At 37.8% G+C, this 26,286-nt stretch carries 18 protein-coding genes; 9 read left to right on the top strand and 9 right to left on the bottom strand.

The genetic code is table 11. The annotated features are described in order from the left end of the window. Nucleotides 1–229: 229 nt before the first annotated feature. From ASE74_RS14980 to ASE74_RS14990, 3 genes are all read right to left on the bottom strand, one after another. A complete protein-coding gene (locus tag ASE74_RS14980; RefSeq protein WP_055910772.1) occupies nucleotides 230–511 on the bottom strand; it encodes a SelT/SelW/SelH family protein in 282 nt (93 codons plus the stop codon). Between the two features lie 1,939 nt (nucleotides 512–2,450). Next, nucleotides 2,451–7,301: a chemotaxis protein CheB gene (locus tag ASE74_RS14985; protein WP_055910774.1), complete on the bottom strand. Its 4,851-nt coding sequence runs from the start codon at nucleotides 7,299–7,301 to the stop codon at nucleotides 2,451–2,453. A gap of 4 nt (nucleotides 7,302–7,305) precedes the next feature. Then, nucleotides 7,306–8,835 carry a GAF domain-containing protein gene (locus tag ASE74_RS14990; RefSeq protein WP_055910776.1) on the bottom strand — a complete coding sequence of 510 codons (1,530 nt, stop codon included), beginning with the start codon at nucleotides 8,833–8,835 and terminating at the stop codon, nucleotides 7,306–7,308. 336 nt (nucleotides 8,836–9,171) lie between these two features. On the opposite strand from ASE74_RS14990, the gene ASE74_RS14995 reads away from it, so the two are divergent. Next, nucleotides 9,172–9,585 (top strand): SRPBCC domain-containing protein, encoded by a 414-nt coding sequence (locus tag ASE74_RS14995; protein ID WP_055910778.1) that lies wholly within the window; start codon nucleotides 9,172–9,174, stop codon nucleotides 9,583–9,585. Here ASE74_RS14995 and ASE74_RS15000 read toward each other — a convergent pair. Both ASE74_RS15000 and ASE74_RS15005 read right to left on the bottom strand, forming a co-directional pair. Next, on the bottom strand, nucleotides 9,560–10,675 hold the full coding sequence (locus ASE74_RS15000; protein WP_055910780.1) for a PepSY domain-containing protein: 1,116 nt from the start codon (nucleotides 10,673–10,675) through the stop codon (nucleotides 9,560–9,562). The genes ASE74_RS14995 and ASE74_RS15000 overlap by 26 nt on opposite strands. A gap of 3 nt (nucleotides 10,676–10,678) precedes the next feature. Continuing rightward, entirely contained in the window at nucleotides 10,679–13,030 is a 2,352-nt protein-coding gene (locus ASE74_RS15005) for a TonB-dependent receptor (RefSeq protein WP_055910823.1), read from the bottom strand. 156 nt (nucleotides 13,031–13,186) lie between these two features. Here ASE74_RS15005 and ASE74_RS15010 point away from each other — a divergent pair, with 156 nt between their 5' ends. From ASE74_RS15010 to ASE74_RS15025, 4 genes are all read left to right on the top strand, one after another. Beyond that, nucleotides 13,187–13,975 (top strand): SDR family oxidoreductase, encoded by a 789-nt coding sequence (locus tag ASE74_RS15010; protein WP_055910782.1) that lies wholly within the window; start codon nucleotides 13,187–13,189, stop codon nucleotides 13,973–13,975. Between the two features lie 408 nt (nucleotides 13,976–14,383). Further along, the gene (locus ASE74_RS15015; protein WP_055910783.1) at nucleotides 14,384–15,190 is read left to right on the top strand and encodes a phytanoyl-CoA dioxygenase family protein; all 807 of its coding nucleotides are present in this window, start codon (nucleotides 14,384–14,386) and stop codon (nucleotides 15,188–15,190) included. Nucleotides 15,191–15,324: 134 nt separating this feature from the next. Then, nucleotides 15,325–16,041, top strand: coding sequence for a CDP-alcohol phosphatidyltransferase family protein (locus tag ASE74_RS15020; RefSeq protein WP_235526109.1), 717 nt, complete (start codon nucleotides 15,325–15,327; stop codon nucleotides 16,039–16,041). After that, nucleotides 16,038–16,505 carry a GtrA family protein gene (locus tag ASE74_RS15025; RefSeq protein ID WP_055910785.1) on the top strand — a complete coding sequence of 156 codons (468 nt, stop codon included), beginning with the start codon at nucleotides 16,038–16,040 and terminating at the stop codon, nucleotides 16,503–16,505. The genes ASE74_RS15020 and ASE74_RS15025 overlap by 4 nt, the downstream gene beginning before the upstream one ends. A gap of 282 nt (nucleotides 16,506–16,787) precedes the next feature. Here the strand turns inward: ASE74_RS15025 and ASE74_RS15030 are convergent, their stop codons facing one another. Further along, the gene (locus ASE74_RS15030) at nucleotides 16,788–17,879 is read right to left on the bottom strand and encodes a phosphotransferase enzyme family protein (protein WP_055910787.1); all 1,092 of its coding nucleotides are present in this window, start codon (nucleotides 17,877–17,879) and stop codon (nucleotides 16,788–16,790) included. Between the two features lie 100 nt (nucleotides 17,880–17,979). Then, nucleotides 17,980–19,332, bottom strand: coding sequence for a Gfo/Idh/MocA family protein (locus tag ASE74_RS15035; protein ID WP_055910789.1), 1,353 nt, complete (start codon nucleotides 19,330–19,332; stop codon nucleotides 17,980–17,982). An 808-nt stretch (nucleotides 19,333–20,140) separates the two neighbouring features. Between ASE74_RS15035 and ASE74_RS15040 the strand changes: the two genes are divergently transcribed. The 4 genes from ASE74_RS15040 to ASE74_RS15055 all read left to right on the top strand — a co-directional run bounded on the left by ASE74_RS15040 (nucleotide 20,141) and on the right by ASE74_RS15055 (nucleotide 23,555). Beyond that, on the top strand, nucleotides 20,141–21,955 hold the full coding sequence (locus tag ASE74_RS15040) for a type VI secretion system Vgr family protein (RefSeq protein ID WP_055910791.1): 1,815 nt from the start codon (nucleotides 20,141–20,143) through the stop codon (nucleotides 21,953–21,955). A 1-nt stretch (nucleotide 21,956) separates the two neighbouring features. After that, nucleotides 21,957–22,145: a hypothetical protein gene (locus ASE74_RS15045; RefSeq protein ID WP_055910793.1), complete on the top strand. Its 189-nt coding sequence runs from the start codon at nucleotides 21,957–21,959 to the stop codon at nucleotides 22,143–22,145. Nucleotides 22,146–22,234: 89 nt separating this feature from the next. Continuing rightward, a complete protein-coding gene (locus ASE74_RS15050) occupies nucleotides 22,235–23,089 on the top strand; it encodes a hypothetical protein (protein ID WP_055910795.1) in 855 nt (284 codons plus the stop codon). Between the two features lie 82 nt (nucleotides 23,090–23,171). Then, on the top strand, nucleotides 23,172–23,555 hold the full coding sequence (locus ASE74_RS15055; protein ID WP_055910796.1) for a hypothetical protein: 384 nt from the start codon (nucleotides 23,172–23,174) through the stop codon (nucleotides 23,553–23,555). Nucleotides 23,556–23,568: 13 nt separating this feature from the next. Here ASE74_RS15055 and ASE74_RS15060 read toward each other — a convergent pair whose 3' ends face one another. Both ASE74_RS15060 and ASE74_RS15065 read right to left on the bottom strand, forming a co-directional pair. Beyond that, nucleotides 23,569–24,381, bottom strand: a complete 813-nt coding sequence (locus ASE74_RS15060) for a helix-turn-helix domain-containing protein (RefSeq protein WP_055910799.1) — start codon at nucleotides 24,379–24,381, stop codon at nucleotides 23,569–23,571. Nucleotides 24,382–24,935: 554 nt separating this feature from the next. Further along, nucleotides 24,936–26,285, bottom strand: coding sequence for an alkaline phosphatase family protein (locus ASE74_RS15065; RefSeq protein ID WP_055910801.1), 1,350 nt, complete (start codon nucleotides 26,283–26,285; stop codon nucleotides 24,936–24,938). Nucleotide 26,286: the final 1 nt, after the last annotated feature.

The raw sequence follows: 26,286 nt of genomic DNA on the forward strand, positions 1-26,286 counted from the left end.
TTAGGTTAAACATAGGAGAACAGTACTGGCATATACGTGGTATGAAACGAATATACATATTTTCCTAAAACTGTTACATGGACGTTTATTTAGGATTTAATAGTAAAAACCATGAAATTTCTCCTACAAGGAGTATTTGAGACGGTATTTTTTAAGTTTATAATCAGGATCGCTTAATAAAGTAAATGATTATAAAGTGGTGCTGAATAAGCTGATGCCTTAAGCAGGGCTATTTAATATCCGAATGACCGAGATGCTTTGAAGGATTTACCTCATCGCGGATAAGCTGTTTCAGCTCTTTAATTTCGGGAAATCGCTGCATTTCTTTTCTATCGAAGATGATCTTTTCGCCAACCAATACAGTAAAAACACCAGATGTTTCGCTTGGCATTAAAACCACACCTTTTACCTCATCAACAAAAGTGGTTAAAATTTCCTGTGCCATATATGCCGAACGTAACATCCACCCGCATTTAGGGCAATAAGTGATACTGATGAGTGGTTTTTCCATTGTAGTATTTTTACACAAGTTACAAAAAATGGTGAAAGAGGTAAATTGGAAGGGACTGCAAGTATAAAACTATTAATTTTCTTTTTGACACAGTTTATTGAACAGACCCGAACTACCTACTGCGACTTCAGAACTACCTACTGCGACTTCAGAACTATCTACTGCGAGTATAGAACTATCTACTGCGACTTCAGAACTACCTACTGCGACTTCAGAACTATCTACTGTGAGTATAGAACTATCTACTGCGACTTCAGAACTATCTACTGCGACTTCAGAACTATCAACTGCGACTTCAGAACTATCAACTGCGACTTCAGAACTATCTACTGCGACTTCAGAACTACCTACTGCGACTTCAGAACTATCTACTGCGACTTCAGAACTANACTGCGACTTCAGAACTATCWACTGCGACTTCAGAACTATCTACTGCGACTTCAGAACTACCTACTGCGACTTCAGAACTATCTACTGCGACTTCAGAACTACCTACTGCGACTTCAGAACTATCTACTGCGAGTATAGAACTATCAACTGCGACTTCAGAACTATCAACTGCGACTTCAGAACTATCTACTGCGACTTCAGAACTATCTACTGCGACTTCAGAACTATCTACTGCGACTTCAGAACTATCTACTGCGACTTCAGAACTATCTACTGCGAGTATAGAACTATCTACTGCGGGCGTTGTAGAAACTTGGTGATAGCTAATCCAAAGATCTCTCCACTACGGTCGAGATGACGGATGAATGCGTTCTCTAATAGTTTGAAAAGAATCAATTTACGGATGCCTGTATCTGCGCTTCGCCATTTGAACCTCGCTATCTCCTCCCTGCTATCTGCTCCCTGCTATCCGGCATAGGAAATGATGGAAGGAGAAAACGTTAAAGCTTTATCATTACCTTTCCTTCTATCGTTGAATTGAGGCAGCACACACTTTCCGCCCCCTTCGGCGGAACTTGTGCTGACGACCAAAAAGCTTTAACGAATTTATCCGACATCAGTTCCAAGCCTTGGACTTTTGTTACTTTTGGGCCAAGCCAAAAGTAAAAGCCCTTCGGTGGCCAACCTGTACCGATTTTACATCGGTAACCGAGGCAAGACTGAGCGAAGCGAAAGCATTACGATTCCCGCATGCGCGAGAATGACGACCGTGTTAGAAACATTACAACAAAGATTGCTTCAGCTCGCTCTCTCCCAGCTTCGCAATGACGGATTTAACGCATTTCCTGCATCATGCTATTTGCACCTCGCTATTTGAATTATGCTATCTCCTCCCTGCTTCCGGCATAGGAAATGATGGAAGGAGAAAACGTTAAAGCTTTATCATTACCTTTTCTTTCATCACTGAATTGAGGCAGCACACACTTTCCGCCCCCTTCGGCGGAACTTGTGCTGACGACCAAAAAGCTTTAACGAATTTATCCGACATCAGTTCCAAGCCTTGATTTTTGGTTACCTTTTTATCAAGAAAAAGGTAAGAGCCCTTCGGTGGCTAACCGAGGCAAGCCTGAGCGAAGCGAAAGCATTATGCACGCGCGAGAATGACTAACCAAAAAATCCTACCAAACCATCACCTCCTCTTCTCTCGATCAGGCTTAAAAATAATATAGAAAACAAATATACCTGCCAATAAAAATATAATCCCTAAAATTAAATTTGCCCTGTCGTCCATACCTAAACAACACCACTATTAATGAATAGTTGAGAATTATATACAACCTGAGAGGGTAAGCAAGACTGATAACTGAACAAAATGAACTAAACAACTGCTTACGTAAACTGTTGTCAAAATAGAAAAGGGTAACCATATCCATAGTTACCCCTTTCTAATTACTCCCGTGTTAGAGGAATTATAATTACATTTATTAAGCACTTTTTGTTTGCTTCATCTAGATCATCATACATCGTTGGTCTGAAAATAAATACACGCTTATTTATCCTTTAATGGAATCTTAAACCAGAATACCGAGCCCTCACCTTCTTTACTGTTTACTCCAATTTGACCTCCATGGCGCTCTACAATTTCTGCAGAAATATATAATCCTAAACCAAGACCAGAAAAACTATAAGAAGAAGCTTCCACACGGAAAAAACGATCGAACACAAACTGCGATTTATCCTGAGGGATACCAATTCCAAAATCCTGTACCGAAATCATCAGGTAATTACCTTCTGTTTTGGCCTGCACAATAATTTTATCAGCATCTGGCGAATATTTAATCGCGTTAGACATAAAATTGCTTAGCACCTGCTCAATACGGTTTCGGTCCGCATGCACCTCAACATCAGTAATATCCTGAATAATGTTATGCCCATGCATACTTTCCTGTAAACCATCAATAGCATCTTCAATAACACCCGCAATGTTAAAATCAGAGAAATTGAAAGTCATTTTACCAGCCTGTATTTTAGTTACATCCAATAAATCCTCAACAAGGGCAGTCAGTTTTCCAATCTGGCGGTTTGCTTTATCTACAAACTCATAAATTTTCTCAAACTTCTGCTGTTCAGCCATTCGCAAAGCAAACTGCAAAAAGCCTTTAATGCTCGTAATCGGTGTTTTTAATTCATGACTGGCAATACTCATAAACTCATCCTTACGGTGCATCAGTTCTTTGGTAGCCTGTTGCGCTTTCATTAAATCGGTTACTTCAAACCCAAAGAAAGCAATCCCGTCAATTACCCCATGATCAGAAAAAACCGGGTTTAAAATAATATCAAACCATTTTTCTATTACATTACCTGTTGCATTGTTTACCTGTTCAATCCGGTAAGCGTTAGCCACATAAGTTTCGCCGGTTTCCAATACGTTTTTCTCTATTTCCAACAACTCAGGCGATTCGAATTTAGAACCACTTCCAATTCTTGATCGCCCGATATAATCGGTACCGCCATCAAAGGTTTTAAAAGCTTCGTTAACAAATTCGTACTTAAGATCTTTTCCCCTGCGGATGGTAATTAATGCCGGAGCATTTTTAAAGATGCTGTAAAACTCATCTTGCTGTTTTTTGATCAGCTTTTGCAGTTCACTCCGTTTTTTCTCTGTATGTTTTTGTTTCGTGATATCGATTACATAAGTTACTGCACCATTCGCAACTTCCTCATCTAATAAAGCCGAACCAACCAAAACATCAACAGGGGTGCCTGATTTAGTGAGGTATTGTTTTTCGAACGGCGGACAAAAGCCCTCTTCCTTTAACAATTTAGCTGATATATTACTAATCGGTAAAAAAGATTCAGGTGTGATTTGCCTCCAATCGATATTTCCATCTTCGAAATCAGACCGCGAATAACCCAATAGCTTCAAGAAAATATCGTTTGCATCTTCAATTCTTCCGGTTTCAATATCGCTGAACAAAATACCAATCACATTTGATTCGAAAATCTTCCTGAATTTGCGTTCTGTAGAATTCAATTTCACCTCCGTATCAACCAGTTTTGAAATATCTACTATAGAGCCAACCATACGATAAGGCGTTTGCAGATCATCGAGCAAAATACTCCCACGATCAAGCAATGTAGCATAACTGCCATCAGCTTTTTCAAGGCGGTATTGGGCTGTCCACTGGGTTTCGTTGTGGTTTATAGCATCGTAAACACTATTTTTAACACGTTCCCTATCTTCCGGATGAATTTTATCAAACCAAAATGCAACACTTTCCGTTTGCAGCTCTTTCGGATAACCAAACATTAAAGTAAAATTATCACTGCGCCACATGGTATTATGTGCCAGGTTCCAATCCCAAATGGTATCGTTGGTGGCATGCGATACAAGATTGAAACGTTCTTCACTTTCTGAAAGTTTCATTGTACGCTCCTTCACCTTCAATTCGAGATCGGTGTTAAGTTGGCGTAGGTTTTCTCTTGTACCTAAAAGTTCGTTATAGTTCTTTTTCAGCTTATGTTCGGCCAACTTTTGCTGACTGATATCGGTTATTGTTGCTACAAAACCATCAGACATTTTTACAGCGATTAACTGGCACCATTGCTCTTTAGAAAACTGAAGCTCTATTTCGAGCACCTTACCGTTTTCTACCACGCCAACATATTTGTTAAAAAGATTACTTACTGTAAGCTCAGGAATCAATTTCATTATCCTTGCACCAGTTAGCTCTGATTTTGTTTTCTTTAAAATAGTTAAAGCAGAATCGTTGAAGGTGCTGCATTCAAAATCGATAATGAAATGTTTGGCATCCCTAACCGCTTTAAATGCTAAAATACCATTCAAACTTGCATTAAAAACACCGCTGATGATGTTGTTAAGCTCGGTAATTTTAGAAATATCCACAAAAGAAATCACCACACCATCTGCCCGCTTATCTTTTCTTAAATAAGGCATCACCCGCATCAGGCAGCGTGTATTGTTTTTCAGTTGCACCTCCTTTTCAATCACATGCCCGTTCAGCAACACCTTTCTAATGTCGCCGGTAAGGTTTTCAGCTTTAATGTTATTCGAAATATGCTCTATCGAACGGCCTATATCAGCCTCAATAAGGTTTACCATACTTATTGCCGCAGGGTTAAATTTGCGGATAAACATGCCTGAATCCAGAAAAATCTGTCCGATATCAGTACTCCTGAAATAATTGTCCAAATCATCATTTAGCTCAATCAGTTCTTTGATTTTTAACTGGTGTTCAGTATTTAAGGTATGCAGTTCTTCGTTTAATGATTGCAGTTCCTCATTGCTCGATTGCAGTTCTTCATTGGCAGAAAGCAGTTCTTCGTTGCTCGATTGGAGTTCCTCATTTGTGGTTTCCATCTCTTCTACAGCCATCTGTAGGTTAGAGCGGGTTTCGTTCAGTTCCGCTTCGAGCTCAAATACATATTCAGAATGCGTTGCATCATGGAAACCAGGCACGGCAGATTCATCCCTGTCGGCAACAATTTCTAAAAGATGCTCTGCAAAAACAACCATCGTGAAACCATTGGTATGATCTGTGGATGCAGGCACTATGGAAATATCCACAAAAACATCTTCAGCACCCTGCTTAAAGCGAATCTTTTTTAACTCTATTTTAATGTTTTCTTTCCAAACTTTTCTTAAACCCGTATTGATTACAATAGATACCTCACGCGGTACCATTTTTAAAATATTAAGTTCGATACTTTGCTCAGGCAAGGATAAATATTTGCGGTAGTCGCCAACGGCATCCTGCATTATGTACCCTTTATCAATAAATACCGCAACATAACCAAGATCTGATGAAAGAAAATCGGCCAAACGTTTTTCCAATAGACTTTGAATTGCTTCGGTAATACTTCCTTTTTTACGCTCCTGGCCCAGGGCAGTTTTAGCACCCGTATTGTAAGTATTATACGTAGAATAGTTGATTTTTCCGGTTTTCTTATAAATTTTTGATTTACTCGAAACTTCTGTTAAGCCGGCCTTCATAGAAGAAGCCGTTTCACTCGATCCAAGAAAAAGGTATCCGTTTGGTAAGAGGGAGAAATGGAAAATCGAAAGTATTTTTTCCTGAAGGATGCTATTTACATAAATTAGCATATTTCTGCAGGTAACCAGGTCATTTTTAATAAAAGGAGGCGATTTAATTACGTCATGTTTGGCAAAAACCACCTGTTTACGCAAGCTGGCCACTATGCTAACAAATTTTCCTTCCTGTATAAAATACTTTTTAAAAAGTTTAGCCGGTATCTCTTTCTTTACCGAAATCGGGTATTGTCCTTTCGAAGCAATTTCGATGCTTTTCTCGTCAATATCAGAAGCAAATATTTTAATATCAATCTTTTTACCCGATCGCTCTACGCAATCGTTTACAAGAGCAGCAATAGAATATGCTTCCTGCCCGGTACTACAGGCACAAACCCAGATTTTAATTACATCACCATCTTCCTTACGGTTAACGATATCCTGAATGGCAAATTCATTAAGTTGCGCAAAAGCCTGGTCATCTCTAAAAAATTTAGTTACACCAATAAGAAAATCCTGAGCTAAAATTTTTACTTCTTCAGCATTGCTGCGCAAAAAATCAACATAACGATCGAGCTTTTTTATGCCCCGTTCATTCATTCTCCGGCCAATACGCCTGATGATGGTTGGGGTTTTGTAAAGGTTAAAATCATTGCCGCTACTGTTATGCACAAGTTTAAACACCTCATCAAGCAGTTCTTCATTAATTTTGCCGTTTTCGAGCACCTTAACAGGCTCTTCATTTACATAGCTAAAAAGTTCTTCCTGCATCCGCGAAGGGATCATTACATGATCGGTATTGCCTGATGCGATGGCAGAATTAGGCATGCCATCAAATTTGGCAGAAGATGGATCCTGAACGATAACCATCCCTCCGTTTTCTTTTATACTTTGTATGCCTTTTGTGCCATCAGTACCTGTACCTGAAAGGATTATGGCAATGGCTTTCTCTTTTTTATCTTTTGCGAGGGTATGTAAAAAATGATCAATAGCGGTATTAGGAGCTTTAATCTGCGATTTCTCTGCAAGTCTGAGCCTACCCTTAACCAAAGTCATTAGTTTATTATTTGGAATGATATACACACAATCCTGTTGAATAGCCATATCATTTGCAGCTTCGAACACCTTCATATGGGTGTGTTTACCTACAAGCTCAACCAGTAAACTTTTATAATCTGAAGAAAGGTGTTGGATTACGACAAACGAGAAACTCGAATTTGCCGGCATGTGATCAAAGAATTCGTGAATAGCTTCCAAGCCCCCGGCCGATGCGCCAATGGCAACAATATATTTGTCGTAACGCTTATTTAATACCAGTTCTTGCTTTTCCTTTTCCTGCTTGTTGTCCATTAAGCTAATTATAAAGTTGCTTTGTTCTAAATTCAAATATAAAATTCCTCAACGATTCTGCTATTTCCAGCTCATTATTATGCCATGGTAATGATTGGCCATATACAGTTTGCAGCCAGAGGTTAAACGAATTTCTTGGATGATAGTTTTTACCATCTTTATCAAAATTAATTACCTGTTCAGGATCGCCGCCCCACTTGATCTGCTGGATAACCTCCGGCCTGAAACAGATTATATAATCGCCATTTCTGCCATCAATAGGGATTACGAGAATCCCGCTTCCCAGTTTTTCGTAAGCTTTTGCCTCTTCATATTGGCCGCTCAGCTGATCGCTGAAATACACTTTTTCAATTCCTTTTCCTTCAAGCCAGAGCATCAGGTTATAAACCTCACTTTTATCGGGTATATCGCCACGCGATTCGATCCGGTTACCGATTTTTACCACAACGCCACCTGCACTAAACAAAGAAAGAATGTTTAGGTTTTCATCTTCCAGCAAACCTTCAATAATATCATCTTTAGCATAAATAAGATCCGTAACTGAAGTTCTTTTCTCAAGTCTCAATGCCGATTCCTGATAATCTTCCTGGTTTATGATAGCGGTAATCCGGTTGGAAATTTCTACCGAAAGCCATTCAAAAATATAACGCATATCCACATTTGGATGTTTTGGTTCGATGTGGTGGCAGGAAATTAAGCCCCAAAGTTTACCATCACGCAGCACCCTGATAGACATTGACGCGCTAACATTCATATTTTGCATATACTCCAGATGCACTGATGCCACACCACGCAGGTTGCAATCAGATAAATCGATAAATGCATTGGATATAGGGTTGATAACCGGGAATAACCTAAAGGCTTTATATGCCCTGTTGGAAATTAGCCTGAAGGGGTTTTTAAGGTAAAGGGCCCTCGCCTGCTTTGGTACATCAGAAGCTGGAAAAGTTTGCCCAAGATAACTTTCCAGCTCACCAGAAATTTCCTCCGCAATTACCGTCCCGTTCCAGGCAGCATCAAACTGATACATTCTTATGCCATCAAAGCCCGAAACTTTACGCAATTGCTTAATGGCAACACTACACACTTCCTCAAGCGTAGCTGCACTTTCCATCGCCGATATAAACTGCCTTACTTCTTGAAAAACATCCGAAAAACTTTTTTGTCCATCCGTTGAAGCCGCTTCTATTTCCAATAAGGTAAAATCTTTTTTTATGTGAATCAAACCGTCAAAACGCAGTTGTTTGCCTTCAATATCCGAGCTTAGTGTAATTGGAATCCTATCCTTGGCATCACCCCTAATCAATTTCGCAATCTGATCTACATCCTGTTGGCTAAACCATGATGACAAATGCTTATTCACCATTTGTGCCGGTACCTGGTTGGTAACTTCGACTAGGTTTTCACTGAGTTGAATAAGATTTAATGTTTTATTATCCAATACGAGGAGGTATCCATAATCCTGGATAGAATTGATGTGGTGAATAGGTAAATTTCCGCAGAACTCTGCATCATAGTTTCTTTTATCTGACATTTCTGACTATCTTTTTGAAGGAAATCCAATGCTCAGGGAAAGCAGAAGATTTCATTTCTCAACAATTATACTGCCAACTAAATTGGCATTTGGCGTAAAGCCGATTAAAATTACCTTTATTGAAGCATTACACAGCTAAAATATAGATTGATGCCTTTAATGAAAGAAAACCAATAAAAATAATACTCAACATACAACCAAAAGGAATATCATTTTAACCAAGCGGTAAAGCAAGGCAATAAAATTAAATAAGTTTACCCAAACAACCCCTTATTTGTCTGTAATGACCATCAAAATTAAAACGATAGCATGTAATTTAGGACATATTTTTTCAATATGAACAGAGATACCTTAACAGCAAGCATTACCATAAACCAACCAATCGATCTGGTATGGAAAGTATGGAATGAACCAGAGCACATTGCCAAATGGAATGCACCTGCTTACGAGTGGGTAAACAAGAGCATTGAAAATAACCTCAGCCTGGGCGGATGCTTTTTGTACGTTATGGCCAAAAAAGATGGCAGTGAAAATTTCGAATTCAGAGGCACCTATACTGAGATTATTGAACATCAGCGCATTGCCTATACATTGGATGATCATAGAAAAAGCCTGATCATTTTTGAAGGGAATAACCTGGTAACACTTACCGAGATTTTTGAACCCGTTGCAAATCTTGATCTTAAAATGCAACAGGAATTTTGCCAGTCGGGGCTTAATCAGCTTAAAGCTTATGCTGAGCAACTATAACAGGCTTCTTTTTAGTTTTCTTTCTCTTTTTTAACCAGATGATAAAACCTGTAATGGGTAAACTAGCTGCAATTAAAGCAGCCAAAAAGGAAAGTATTTTATTCGGCAATCCAAGGAGCCTGCCAGTGTGCAGATCATAATTGGTAGCCTCTATCAAGTCGGCACCGTTAAAATCCTTATAGAGTTTGGCCCTAGTCATAGCACCCGTAGCTTCTTCGTAAAAAAAGGTATTTTGGTTTCGTGCCCATCGATAAGGATAAACCATTCTTAACCGCAATTCACCTTTACCACGCAGCGAAAAACTGGTAGAAACCGCATCTGGATACTTGGCTTTAGCATCAGTATAAATTTTATTGTACCGTACAGGTATCGGATCAATTTGTAGGGGTTTGGCAGCAACAATAGCCTTCCCCTGACTTAATTTACTGCCTGTAAAAAAACTTGCTGCATTTTTTACACCCTTAAAGGCAAAATATAAACCACTTAAAGCAGTTACCAATAGTATTACAGATGCATAAAAACCCAGCACATTATGCAAATCGTAATTGAGCCTTTTAAAAGAGGCTTTCCTTTTAATGGTTAAAGATTGTTTTAGCAAACGCATTTGCCCGGGGAACCAAAGTATGAGCCCCGTTATCAGCATCAGCACAAAAATAACCACCGACCACTGCATAATAAATTGCCCGGTTTTACCCAATAATAGCGAAGTATGAATATGCTCAACAGTTTCCAGCCAATCTTCACTTCCCTTTTTTACCAAAGCGGCATTGTAAGGATTAAAATAATAAACCTTACCCTTTTTACTCGTTAGCTCTACCGTAGCATTTGGCAAAGCATCCTCAATCCTGATCAACCTTAGGGGATCTTTAGGCGAAAGTTTTTCGAAACTCCAAATAACTTTATCCAAGCCTATAAAAGGTTTCGGCTGAGCTTTTACATATCGGAAATCTTTTTGGGTAGCTTCCCTGATTTCTTCTTCAAAGATGTAAAGCGCTCCCGTTATACTAATAATAACAACCACCAGGCCAGTAACGAGGCCAAGCCAAAGGTGAATGTTCCTGATGGCATTTTTAAATTTCTTGTTTTTCATTGCTTAAAAAGCATAGCCGGCAGAAAGGTTAAACCTCCGGCCATTTCCGCGTACATAATTTACATTGCTGCCATAAAATTGAGATATAGCAGGATAATAAACTTTATTTAATAAGTTTTCTACCCCTAAAGATAGTTTTAAAGGTTGCGTTACCTGGTAAACCGCAGCAACATTAAATAAGTTAAAGGCCTTTACCGGTCCTTCTCCAATTAAGTATTTACCCGCAGCATTGGTTTTAAAACGGTCGCGGTTGCCTACACGCATCCAGTTTACATCCACACTTAAGTTTTTAATGCCCGAATATTTAAGGTATACTGTGGTTTTAGATGGTGGGATCCTTGTGGTATTCAGGTACACATCTTTATCGCCATCAAATTTGCCATCATTATCTACATCACCTTTACCCTCTACCTGGGCGTAATTACCACCAATGCTTAAATCGCGTAAAATTTGGTAATCTGCCTGAATTTCAAATCCATAAACACGTTCAGGTATCCGTTGAGAAATGTATGTTCCGTTAACTTCCAACAAGTTTGCACCCAATTTAGAAGTACTGTAATAGTATGCGGCACTAAAATTTAATTTGCCTATTGTACTGCTAAAACCAGCCTCGTAATTGTTTACAATAATCGGTTTGGTTTCCAATTGAGATAAAGTATTACTTTTTGCAGCCCTTAAAACCCTGCCCAGCTCAAACACCGAAAACGACTGTGCATAACTGATAAAAGGGTTAAAAAACTTGAATTTAGAATAACGCGCACCAGCATTAAATACCAAAGCATTGTAGTTTAATTTACCACCTTGCACAGCAATGCTTCCTGCGCCATTTGCACCAGTTGCAAGCGTATTAAAATCATCTACATCAATATTGATATTTTCTACCCTTAAACCACCTTTAATTGTTAAATCGTTTATTAAAGTTGCCGAAGCCTGTAAATAAGGTGCAAAGTTTATCATATTCATGTTGGGAACCCATAAACGGCCATCAGTTAAACTTTGAGCTGTTTTATCGTTCATTAAATCCAAACCGTAATTTAACTGCATTGGTACCTGTGGGGTAATGTTAAATGGTGTATTTAAGTTTACCCTTGCTCCCTTTTTAGTGGAGGTAATGGCCGATTGACCGCTTCCAAAAAATGATGCAGAATTGGAATAAATGGTATAAAAATCCTGATAATATACATTGGCCGTTAAATCGGTTTTGCCAAAAATTTGCTGGTTGGTGTACTGTAAATTGGCATTGTGGTTAAACCTTGTACCTTCATCTTCGCCCAAACGCGTACCGTAAATACCAATGGCAGGCGATTGACCATAAACACCATCTTTGGTAACATATTTAGAATGCTGCCTCGAGCTAAAATAATTGTACATTACCTGTAAGCGTTGTTTTGGCGTAAAATTAAAGCCCAGCTTTACAAAACCATTGTATGATTTGGTTTCGCCTAAACCATACTCAGGTGAAAGTACCAAACCATCTGCATCACGGAAAACGCCCGTTTTTTCGAACATACCACTTACCAGGTAATCAAATTTACCCTCCTTGCCATATAATTGCTGAGAAAAACGGTACCCTATAGTGCTATCGCCTTTTAAGTTTCCGGTGATACCGGCCTGTGTATATCCACCAAATGATTTGCCGTTATCTGCTTTCTTGGTGATATAATTGATCAAACCACCTTCTGCACCATTGCCATAAATGGCAGTTGCGCCCTTAATTACTTCAACCCGCTCAATAACCGAAGGATCAATACTGCGGATATCTCTCCCTCCTGCCCTTAAAGGTGTAGATTGTGGAATACCATCAATCAATACCAAAACATTCCGGCCACGTAAAGTTTGACCAGAGTTACCTGTTTGGTTGGTAGAAAAACCCAAACCCGGTACGCTGTAAGAAAGTATATTGGCTAAATTAGGACTGATGGTAGATTGAGTGTTAAGTTCTTTTGCCGTAAGCACCGTTACTGATGATGGTGTTTGCGATAAAGATTCAGGTCGCCTGCTTGCAGAAACAATTACATCGTTCAGTTCTGAATGCTGCTCTTTTAAAATAAAAGTAACCTGGGCGGTATCATTTGCAACAACCATAACACGCTGCTCAAACTGATCGTATCCGGTTATCGAAACCCTAACCTCCTGATATCCGGCAGGCACAGCGGCTAATTTAAAAGCTCCTGCTTTGTTTGAAGTGGTTTTTAAATTCTGCTTTTTGATCTGTACGTTGGCAAAGGGAATGTTGTTTCCTAACGAATCAACCACCTTACCGCTAATTGCTCCCTGTTGTGTTTGTGCAAATAAGGTAATCGACAATAATGTGAAAAGCGATATAGATAAAAATCGGAGGTATAAGTGCTTCATGAAGTTGGAATTTTCGGCAAAGCTAACATTATTTAGACTGGTTAAAAATAATAAGTTAAAAAAGATCAAAAGTAATTGCACAACATTTGAAAATAAATAAGGCATAAGATTTTATTTATTTGATATTTGTGCATCAACCATATTGATTTAAGAAGGATGTTGAAAACAGAAATTAAGTATGCACTGGTAACCGGAGCTAGTAAAGGCATTGGCAAAGCGATGGCCATTGCCCTGGCCAAAAGAAAAAGAAATTTGTTGCTTATTGCCCGTTCAGCTGATGAATTAAATGCGCTCAAAACAGACATTATTGCGCAATATGGCGTTCAGGTAGATATTTTACCAACAGACCTTAGTCTACCAGATTCACCACAGCTCGTATCAAACTGGGTAACGGAAAAAGGATATGCTGTTGATATTTTGATTAACAATGCCGGTTATGGTTTGTGGGGCAAATTCGGCGAGCTTAGTTTGGCCAGCCAGCTAGAAATGTGTCAGTTAAATATGAATACCGTTACCTCAATGTCTCATTTATTTCTTCCTGCACTTACACAACACCATGAAGCTTATATCCTTAATATTTCAAGCACTGCAGCTTATCAGGCGGTGCCAACATTAGCCATTTATTCGGCAACTAAAGCATATGTTTTATCCTTTACAAGGGCATTAAGATTTGAACTTAAAGATGGACCTGTTTCGGTTAGTTGTTTGAGTCCTGGCCCTGTTGATACTGGTTTTGCACACCGCGCAGGCTTGGATGCTTTTAGTAAAATGGCCGAGAAATTTAACATGAAACCGGATGATGTAGCCGAAATTGCCTTAAATGGTATGTTCGCTAAAAAATCAGAAATTATTCCAGGTTTCACCAATATCGTTAGTGTGTATGCCAACAGGATTTTACCAAAAGGGTTTATAGAAAAAATGGCCGCAGGAATATATAAGACATAAAACACTACTAGTTGGATGTAAAGAGTTGCAAGTTTGGCTTGTGTGGGTACATAAGTCAAGTCGAGATTTCGTGCTGCAAGATGTTACCTTCATGACAAATAGTCTAAGTTTAAAGGTATCCATAAAATCAATTATTCGATTATCATCGTGCCCTAAAGCAACTATCGTTTGGCCATCACTTCAATCAAGAAGAAATTATTTTTAAAATATTTTAAATAAAATTCTTTGGAATATTAAAATTATGTTACGTTTGTATTAAATACTACTAATTCTATAGACTATGTCGGATAAAACAACCCTGTTTTATTTTCCTTCAGTACCGAACCACTTGCGAATGCGAATGTGCTGTTGCTGCGCATAATTCTATTTTCTATCTATTATTTCCTTTAATCTTTTAACTTTTTACACATGGCCACATCGTATCCAACCTTCACCTTATCTGAACAATTAACAGCAGAGCAGCTCGATTTTTTTAACACACATGGGTTTATCCATTTCAAAAATTTCATTAAACCAGAAACTGTATCATCCATTATTGATGCCTCTAAACAGGTAGAGCAAAAATGGATTGAACAAGATATTAAAAAAATAAATGGCGTACCGATTAAGTATGGAAAAGATCTTGATGGCTCAGCAATTGTACAACGTTTCGCTTTTATTAATCAACAACATCAAACTTTAAGCGGATTGCTGTTAGACCCACGCTTTAATGCCTTATTGCAATTGGCTGGTGATGGTGCACGCCTGGGTACCGAAGAAAAAGACGGTATGGTTTTTAACCATTACATTAACGGACCAGATAGCAAATTCAGTAAAATGGGCTGGCATACAGATGGTTTAAGGGATATTTTTTATGGCGCAAAACTGAACCCAATGTTGAATGTTGGAATCCACCTGAGTACTTTAAAGCCAGAAAATGGCGGATTGAAGATTATTCCGGGCACACACAAACAAAGTATTTACCAGATGCTTTTCCGCAAAAAATATTTCCTGGATAATAAACCAGATGCTGAAGAAGTATCGATTTTACCAGAAGCAGGTGATTTAACCATTCATGATGGAAGGTTATGGCACAGGGTTGCAGAATCTGCAATACGTGGTGAAGAAAGTAGAAGACGTGTAATTTATGTACCGATCATTGCTGGTAAATATGCCCCAAAAAATGAGAATAGTCCAACAGTATTTTATCAGCGCTTCGCCGGAATTGTAAAATAATTTTATGTTATTTGCCCTATTGTTTACTTACCTGGTCAGATCGGGGAAGCTAAAGCGAATAACTGATTATTCTAAAGGAATTCCTAAGAAGATCAGTTTAAAATTTTACCGACCGGAAACAGCCATCCTCTTTGGTGTATTTTTGGTTGGCACTTAAATTGGAGGCTATTATTAAACTAAAAAAAGACCATCTAGATGGCAAAAGGGTATTTGCAGACCGCGAAAGAACGAATGTTTTACGCAAAGGTGAACAAGCACTGATTTTATTTTTGCTTCAAAGGGTTCCTGCGTGGATTACGCCAAATATAATGACCGGAATTGGCATATTTGGCTCACTGATTGTGTTTTTAAGCTTTATTTTGGCAAGTTTTTATGCAAAAAGCTGTTTATTAATCGGAATTTTAGGCTTTGTGATTAATTGGCTTGGCGATTCGCTTGATGGCCGATTGGCTTATTTTCGTAAAATTCCTAGAAAATGGTATGGCTTTGCCCTCGATATTGTGATGGATTGGCTGAGCATTATCTTGATTGGTTTAGGCTACTATTATTATGCCGATGGCGGCACACAGATTTTTGCGTTTCTCTTTGTGGTATTATACGGCTGGTCGATGATTATTTCTCAACTTCGTTATAAAATTACAGGCTTTTATCAAATCGATGCAGGTGCTTTAGGTCCGACGGAATTGCGGGTAATTATTTCACTTGTCTTAATTGCCGAAACCTTGTTTACAGGTTCCATTACTTATTTTGCAATTGCTATGGTAGCACTTTTACTGGTTATCAATATTAGCGATACGTTTAAGCTTTTAAAAGCTGGCGATGCTAAAGATAAAGAGGAGAAAATATCATGACCTGGGCTTCAGTTAAACTTTTCCTCAAGGCACAAGTATCGGCTTTTTCTGGTGGTGTAACCGATTATGGCTTAATGATTTTGCTCACAGAATGGTTGCACATTCATTTTACTATTTCCATTTTAATTTCAGGAACGATGGGAGGCATTGTTAATTTCTGCATCAACCGTTTCTGGGCATTTAAAAGCAATGAGGGCTATTGCAGTTCTACAAGCGGACAGTTGATTCGATTTTTTACCGTGGTTTTAGGAAGTATCTCATTAAAATCCGGTGGAACTTACCTGCTCCAGCAAACTTTAAATGTGGATTATAAAATCGGCAGACTTTTAATTGATAGCGTGGTTTCTTATGGATTTAATTATCCGTTAATGAAATATTGGGTATTCAAGATCAATAAATTCAGCGATTATGAGGCTGACGAAGAAGATTATTATGAGCAGCTTGGCGAAAAACAAAGGGCTTAATATATGCTTCTACCCTCTTCAGTACACATAATTTAGCCCCATCAAACGTTTGCGCTTTTTTCAAACCATTAGCTTATGTTAAATACGTAGCAAATGATTGTTATCGAAATGACGTAATTATTGAGCAGATTTTTCGCTTGATGAATGAATCTTAAAAGCAAGAATATTGAGTATAAGAACTTGATTTTGATGCAAAAAATCGAAATAATTAGCTAAAAAAGGCAAAAGGATGTCCAGCTCAAACGATGAAGCATAAAAAACTGAACACCTTAAATTACCTTATTAATTTAATATTGTTTTAGAATCGCTAAGTCTATCTTCGTTAATCTTTTTAATGATTTCTTCAAATTCCGGTTCTTTAGCAATGTATTTATTCAATAAATCGATCTGGTTTAAACCCCTTACCAGGTTGTGTTCAGGATATGTGGTTTTGTAGTAAATATCACCATTCAAAAAATCGGCAATAAACCGTACAGCTTGCATATAAATCATAAAATTACCAGCATAAATGAAGAACTGTTTCTCGGCAAAACCCAAAACCTGGTCCATTTCTTCCATATAACCTTTATGGATGGCTGCAAATACATCTGTTCTGATGGCTATTTTGTTAAAATCCCTTTCCTCCTCATTCGCTTCTGATAAATAAGTACGCATCATATCACCTACATCGCTAATAAAATAGCCAGGCATTACCGTATCCAAATCAATTACGCACAAACCCAAACCTGTTTTTACCTGTAAAAGTACATTGCTAATTTTGGTATCGTGGTGTATTACACGCAGGTTCAATGCGCCACTATCAACCATGTGCACATATTGTTCCTCAATGTGGTAATGTTTGATAATTTCTTCGATGGCAAATTTTGCTTTACTAATCCTTTCATTACTAGCCTGCTCCAAAGCCTTTTTAAATTGCTCAACCCGCAGCGGCAGGTTATGAAAATCTTCGATGGTGGCTTTTAACTTTTTCACATTAAAAGCACAAAGCATCCTTGTAAATTTACCAAACTGCTTTGCAGCGTGGTAAGCCTGCTCAGGATGGTGCACGAAATCAATGGAGCAAGAGTTTTCAACAAAAGGGAAAATCCTGTAAAAGTGATCATCAATCACAATAAAATCACCGCCATTTGTTGCTTCGATTGGTGCAACAAATAAATATTTTGGTGCGGTTTGATCAAGATATTTTTTGATGGTTTCTATATTATGTGCAATGTGCTGAGGTTCACGAAAAACCTCCGTATTAACCTCTTGCAAAATGTAGGCCTGCTGTTCGTTGTAAACTTTCCAGGTATGGTTAATTAAACCCGAGCCGAAAGGTTCAATTTTAAATTGTTCTGCGTTAAGTCCATAAGCACCTAATACTGCTTGAAACATAAGATGGTGATATATTTATATAAAAATAGTTCCAGGTAACTGGATAAAGTTTCTTGTTAAAAAGTGCGGGCAAGCCCTGAAGCATTGCCCGCAAACGAGACTAAAAGCCGCTATCGTCTAAAGCGAAAGTATTTTTTCTGTCTTTCCATTTTCCCTTTGTAAAATCAGGGAATTTCTGTGGCATATTTCCTTCTTTCAACGATTTTGTAGAAAGTGGCATAATTACACTCATGGTAACCGAGTCGTAAACATCAATTGGCGTTTGTTTTTTCTGTTTAACCGCCTGGATAAATCCATTAAACACAAACCAGTCCATACCGCCATGCCCGGCACCCACAGCTTCTGATTCGTATTTTTTCCAAAGTGGATGGTCATATTTAGCAAACCATTCCTGAGCCGGATCCCAAACATCATCCTTTTTCGATTTGTGGTCGATATAAACAGATTTGTTTACATCCATCCATAAACCTTTTGTGCCCTGAACCCTGAAACCAATAGAATATGGCCGCGGTAAATGGGTATCGTGACTTAATAAAACGGTTTCTCCATTTGCACAATTGATCATTGTAGTGGTTACATCACCATTTTTATAATTGATTTTGGCATTTGGGTGGCCTGGCGACATTTCTTCTACATATGCAGCCAAACCTTTTGCTTTAGAGCTGAATGAAACCAAACTGGTAAAGCTGTTACCTCTGTTAATGTTGGCGTATTGCATGAGTGGCCCTACCCCATGTGTTGGGTATAAATCGCCATCCTGATCGATGTTGAACTGGGTTCGCCATTGCGCCTCACTGAGTGCTTTAGGTCCGTACTCTACCCCACCACCATAATAATCTTTACCATTGTTAAAAAGAACATTTCGTAAATTATGCTGATAGCCACCTTCTAAATGTACCAATTCGCCAAAAAGACCTTGTCTAACCATATTTAAAGCTGCCATCACATCTCTGCGGTAACAAACATTTTCCAAAGTCATGTAAGGCATACCGGTTTTTTCGGATGTATTTACAATGTCCCAATGATCTTGTACGGTTAAACCCGCAATAACTTCGCAGCCTACATATTTACCTGCTTTCATGGCATCAACGGCTTGGTCGCGGTGAAACTGCCATGGTGTAGCAATAATTACGGCATCAATATCTTTACGCTCGATTAATTTTTTGTAGGCATCGGTACCGCCTGTATATTCGGTTGCAGCTGGTCTGCCTTTTTTGGCAATAAATGCACGGCAAACTTTAAGTGAGCTTTCTTGTGTATCGCAAATTGCAACAATTTCTACATCATCTCTTAGTGCACCTTCAGAAATATGGCTCATTCCACGGGCCCCTACTCCGATATATCCCAATCTTACTTTCCCACTGTCTGATGAAGCAAATAAACTTCCGGTTGGCAGGATGGTTAAACCAGCAGCCGTAAATGCCCCATTTTTGATAAAATCTCTACGTTCCATTTGTGTTGTTTAATATTTATTGTTTAGTTTTTTAACTGATCCCTTAATGTGCTGAACAAACGTTTTACTAACTCTGCTTTCGCGCTTTTTATTCTGCTAAATTCTTTTTAAGTGGTGTTTATTTTAAAGTATTCCCTTTAACATCTTACCTTCCATTTGCAATATCCGTCATTACAATAATTTTAATCTTTCAATTGCGTAAGTTAAGCTTGTATCCATTCCTTGCTGAAGCATTTTTTCTGACAATTAACTTCGCACAGGTTATTCCATATATTAATAATCACTAAGCCTGAACATGTTGACTGAATTGCTTCTGTCATACGGAAATGCATCAATTATATTATAGCACCGGTGTAAAGATGTTTTAAGCAAACGATAACGCATTTGTTCGGTTTTGTTGATTTGTATTTTTTAAAAGTAGAACAAGCAAATGAGCAAAACAACATAAATCACAGCGCAAACGATTGACTAATTTTTTGCAACAGCCAAAATACTTTAGTCATAATACAATTCCATAATTAAAACATGTAGAAGTATTTCCACAACTACAAACCCAATCGGGGAAAATCAGCTCCATTTGCAATAAATCTCAAAAGCAAAAATGTCAATGTTATTATTTTTTCATAGTCTTAGCAAAAGTCTATAAATACCATTTGCGAACAACAAATGAACATTTTACTGGAAATTTAGTGCCTAATTTGCTTCAAAAACGGTTTTATATCCTTCGGATTTCAAAACTGGTTAAAGGTTTGTTTAGAGATAGCTAGCAAATGATGCACACTAACTTAATTTGTTCTAACTAACGCTCATGGAAAATAAACTCATTACTGAAATTAGTATTGAAGGCAAACGCATTACCCATTTCGATTCTTTTGATTTAAAACAACAATTTAACAGTCACCACCATTTCGAACTTCGGTTTAAGCCAAACCAAATTGGCCTGCCCGGTTTAATTACCCTTGATAATAGTCGGGATTATGTTGGCAAAACACTTACCATTTCATTTGGTTATCATGCAGAGAAAATGCAGGAATTTGCAGGCCTCATTACCAAGGTGGAGCTCAGCCAAAGCCATGGTTATCATGGTGAATTGATTGTATGTGGATATAGTCCAACCATTTTAATAGATCGCGGAGCAGATTTAGGTTCCTATCTTGGTAAAGATTTAAATGAAATTGCTGTCTTAATTGCAAAGGATACTCCTGTTAATGACCTTAAAATTGTTTGCAATACACGGCGCAAAACACCTATAGATTATATTATCCAGTATAAGGAAAGTGATTTTGAATTTCTTAACCGTATATCTGGAGAGTACCACGAATGGCTTTTTTATGATGGCAAGCAACTTAATTTTGGCAAACCAGACGAACTGAAGGAAGTTTCTCTATTTTATGGTCGCGATGTGCAGCAGCTGCAATATGCCATGGAAGTTGCCCCGATCAAATCAAAACATTTTTCCTACCATCCAACCGAAGATGAAATGTTGCAAAGTGAAGGTACTATTGAAAGTGATAATCTACCAAATCTTGCTCATGCAATACAGGCATCAAATAATACTTTCAGCAAAAGCTTTAATCAATCATCATTAATTAGGGCAAATAACCATAATGAAATACAAAACCATGTAGATGATTTAGAAAAAGCGACTGTTTCGGAGCTTTTAAAAATAAATGCCAAAGGTGATAATGCTGCACTCGGCATTGGTTGTATTGCAGAAATTATAATGAGCTTTAAGCAAGATGCTGATTTCATGAACGAAAGTTTAGGTAAATTTCTGATTACAAGCATTAATCACCACATCAATGTTGCGGGTAAATACCACAACACATTTGAAGGTTTAGTGGCAACAACTGAACGTATTTCAGTTAAAAATTTCCGAAAACCTCATTCGGATACGCATCTGGCTGATGTGGTAGATAATAATGACCCACTAGGGAAAGGCAGGATTAAAGTGAAATTTAAATGGGATTGTTTAAGCAATGATGTTACCGAATGGCTGAGAATTATAACACCAGATGCTGGCAGAAGCGTACATGTAAATACGAACAGGGGCTTTGTTTTTGTTCCAGAAGTGGGCGACCAGGTAGCGGTAACTTTTGAAGAAGGGAATATTGCCAGACCAATTGTAATGGGAAGTATTTTTCATGGCAATAATGGTGCTGGAGGTTATGAAAACAATCATTTAAAATCGATTTCGACCAAAAGTGGGCATTTGGTGGAATTTAACGATACATCAGGTGCTGAAACCATTACTATAACGGATAAAAATAAGAACATCATCAGGTTTGATACCAATGCCTCAAGTATTGAGATATCTGCACCTGAAAACATTAGTATTAAAGCTAAAAATATAGATATTAATGCCCAGCAAAACATTTCATTATCAGCAGGAAACCATATTTATAACAATGCTGCAGAAAATATTGCGAGCAATGCCGGCGAAAATTATTCATTAATGGCCCAAAACATCATGATGGTTGCGAATGACAACGTTAGTAAAACTGCCACTCAAATTGAAAAAAATGCCGAAGAAATTAATATAAACAGTACTAAGGAGAACATTGAATTTCACAGTTCTAAAGAGATTACAAACAAAAGTGGTAGTAAAGTAAAGCTGTTTTAAAATGGGAACTATTAAATATATTGCTAAAACCATAACCGAAAATGCAGGAAGTATTAAATGGGTAGCCACAAATGGAAATATAAGTTTTAATGCTGCCAAAGAAGTGGTATTAAAGAGCGGAACCAAAGTTGTATATGGCGAATATGAATCTATTGAGGATAAAAGTATTGAGGAAGATGATTCAAAGTAATATGAAGAGCAAGAAGTTAAATCCAAGCTCCGACGTTGAAGGAATTTCTTTGATATTTTTAGCATAATAATATTAAACAACGAGTAGCAATGGATAGAATCTCCTACAAACCTTTTTTAAGCCCGCTAAAATTATTTTTTAATGTAGAAATCTCTGAAAAAACGCCTCTAAAGGTTGAAAATACAACAAGGCTTTATGAAATAGATATTTTACCAGATGAAACTTCTTTTTGGACAGGAAATCAGCGCGTAAAAATAATTCGAAGACTTAATTCAATAAATGATTTAGCCCATAATGTTGCTGATGCATTTATGCAACAGGTTTCTACAACGCTACATCAGATCACCCTTAAATTAGGTCATAATGGAATGCCAATAGGTATTGAACAACAAAATGAACTTTGGTTAAATTGGTTGGCTATACGAGCTAACCTGGCAGATAGCTTTACTGGAAATTGGATTGATTTTGCGCTGAAAGAGATTGATCAGAAAATGTTGCCGGGGGCAGCCATAACAAATTATATTATGGAAGATTTATTGCTTAACGAATATTTTAGGGCGGTATATGATGCCGTCTTTCAACAAGATACCTTTACTTGTAAAAGAACAGTACATGGTTTATGCCCATTCCCTATCAAACTTAATGAGAAGTGGCTACTTCAAACCTCAGCAACAGGCCATTTGATTACCTTTTCTGGTGAATGTGAAAACCTCATGAATATCACCGATTTCAATAATTGGCTTAAGAAAACGGGGAATCAAATTACTGAAATAAACTCTACAGGGTTTTACCATATAGATCACATTACTGGCTGGTGCAACGCCATGGAAAGTAATTACCTGCTAAAAGGAAACAATAGTTACGAAAAAACGCTTAAAATTATGGTTGCAACAAATTCTTTATTTATAACCACCATTAAACCTCTCCAAACTTTGGAGGAATAAAAGAATATGTATATTCACAAAAGTTTAGTGCTTATGTAGCGTATTCCATTTCACAACCGTTTAAGCTTTAAATTAATGCCTTATGAAAAAAATATTATTATCTCTCTTTGCAATTGCCTGCACTCTTTATTTATCCTGTAAAAAAACAAATAGTACCGACGGACCTGGTGAAGTTTATGGCAAATGGAAACTAACAGAAACTTATCAAGATCCCGGTGATGGAAGTGGTAAATATAGAAAAGTAATGGGCGATGCAAAATACCTCACAATTGAGAAATCAGGAAAACTTCAGGGAGATGCTCTTCCAGACTTATCTTCTTTTAAGATTTTAGACAGTGTTCAAATGGAAGTTTATAATAATACCTATAAAAAGCCGCTTATTTATCGTTACAAAGTTTCAGCAAAAGCATTGGAACTTAATCCTCCCTGCTTTGAGGGATGCGGCTATAAATTTGTGAAAGAATAACGTAAAAACAGCATTAGCTCCTCGAATTACAAATACCTTGTTGAAATTTTAAATACCTGGATGGACTTAAATCAAGGTAATGTTTAAAATCATGAATTAATTGACTTTGATCGTAAAAGCCACAACGCTCAATTACTACAAACCAATTTACGTCATTGTTATTTACAGTCAATTGCTGAACAAGCTCAACCGCTTTTAAAAAACGCATGTAACGGCCAATCTCTTTAGATGAATAGCCCAGATGATTTTTTGCTTTCATTTGTAACGATCGTTCTGATATTTTTTGCTGATCAGCGATTTGTTTCACAGGGCTAACCGCACTATTGCCAAAAGCAATAATTTGTTCGGTTAGTGGATGCCGGTTTTGGATGTAAAGTTTACTAAATTGGAGCAACTGCGTAACTTTATCACTAACCTGATCCATTTTACTTAGGCTTTCCCAAAGCATGGTGAAACAATTATCATTTAACAAATCATCCGGATGAACATGTTCAATTAGTGACGCTGTACCAAAAAAACGGAAAAAAGCATCATCTTTAAAATTCACTACCAGCATTTCACCTCCTGGTGGCATCACATACGTAAAAGCTTGCTTAACGGGTCCTAAAACCAGGCATTTATCCATTGATATTTCTTCCTTTTCTTTTGTAATAAGCGAAATTGCCGCACCAAAGTTAAATACCATTATTGATTGGAAAGTGGGCAAAAAGGTATGGATGATGGGATTGCTTGATTTGTTTTCGGCAAAGTAGAAATGTGAAATCAATTCGTCAAATTCAGCTGGCACTGGTATCCTGTAACCATTGTATTCATCACTAGTTTTCATAATCAAATATGACTATTTAACTTCAAATGATAAAGCGGATTATCTTGGTAGAAAGAATAAAAGCATTTTTTTAACCACAGATGGACACAGATTTACACGGATTATATCTGTGTCCATTCTTTTTATCTGTGGTTAAACTAAATTTGCCCGTAGCTAAGGCTTAGCACAAACATATAGATCAAATCCCATCAAGGCGTCGTTATTACTGTAAGGCTTTTTCAGCCTGTGAAGCAATCTCTCAAGCTTAAAATATAACCACAATAAAACTAAGTTTCGGTTGGCGAGGCACTAATGCGATTAAATAAGTGTTTTTTTAGCCACGGATGGACACAGATAAACACGGATTATATCTGTGTCCATTCTTTTTATCTGTGGTTAAACTAAATTTGTCCGTAGCTAGGGCCTAACACCAATCAAATAAGCATTTTTTAGCCACGGATGGTCACAGATTAACACGGATCTTACACCTGTGTCCATTCTTTTTATCTGTGGTAAATTAAGTTTGCCCGTAGCTAAGGCTTAGCACCAACATAAGCAAATAATAAAACATTTAATTATCTTATTAAACTATCCCAAATTACCTGATATACATCGGGTGCCTGTAACTTTTTATTTACCGCTTTTGAAGTCACAAGAATAGGTTTAAATGCATCTTCAACATTTGTACGACCGTGAGATCCTTTAACCAAGGTAGCATCAAGCGGAATAACGTCCATCACATAGCGGAATCCGGCTTTCTTTCTTAACAGTTTATAGCCTGCCCTGAGTTTGGAGGTCATAAACATTTCTACCGGATCATATCCTGGTTTTTTATGAATATCTACCACCCTCGCATAATCAGGGGCTTTGGCATCATCCAACCAGAAATAATAAGTAAACCAACTCCCCTCCTTCGCTACCAGCACCAAATCGCCAGAACGTTCGTGGTTAATATGATGTTTTTTCTGTTCTTCCTTATCAAGTACCAACTCAATCTCAGCAATACCTTTTAATATCGACTTCACTTTTTCGGTTACACTTTTATCGTTAATGTACACATGCGCAATCTGGTGGTCGGCCACAACAAAAGCTTTAGATGCCCCTGCATCCAGAAGTTCTAACCCTCTTTCTTCACGGATCTGTAGTAAACCATTTTCCCTCAACAAACTGTTTAAATGGATCGGGTTATTTACTGGTGAAATACCATACTCGGAAAGCAGCATAATTTTAGCACCTCTGCTTTCGTAAAAGCGCACCAGCTCTTCTACCACCTGATCAATTTCTGTGAGTTCTGTACTGATCTTCTCCAAATCCGGACCAAATTTTTGCAGGCAATAATCCAAATGTGGCAGGTAAATCAGTGTTAGTGTTGGATTATGAAGCTTTTCAGTCTCCATTGAGGCATCAGCAATCCATTTAGTAGATTTAATATTGGCACCTGGTCCCCAAAACTGAAACAATGGAAATTGCCCGAGTTTATTTTGTAAATGATCACGGAGTTCGGCAGGTTGTGAATAGCAATCAGGCAGTTTACGACCATCAGCAAGGTAATTTGGCCGTGGTGTTACCGAATAATCGGCAGTAGAGTACATATTGTACCACCAGAACATATTGGCACAGGTAAAATCCGGATCTTCTTTTTTAGCCTGATCCCATATTTTTTCGGCATTTACCAGTTTATTGGATTGCTTCCAGAATTTAATTTCTGCATCTGCATGATCGTACCATCCGTTGCCTACAATGCCATTTTCAGCAGGAAACTTACCCGTTAGATAACTGGATTGAACCGCTGTTGTAACCGCTGGCAATAAAGGTTCGATATGAGTTAAATGATTTTCAGAAATGTATTTTTGAATAAAAGGTGTATGTGCTCCAATTACGGAAGCAGATAAACCTACGATATCGATAACAACTGTTTTGTGCATG

The organism is Pedobacter sp. Leaf216 (genome assembly GCF_001421515.1).
Classification (GTDB): Bacteria; Bacteroidota; Bacteroidia; order Sphingobacteriales; family Sphingobacteriaceae; genus Pedobacter.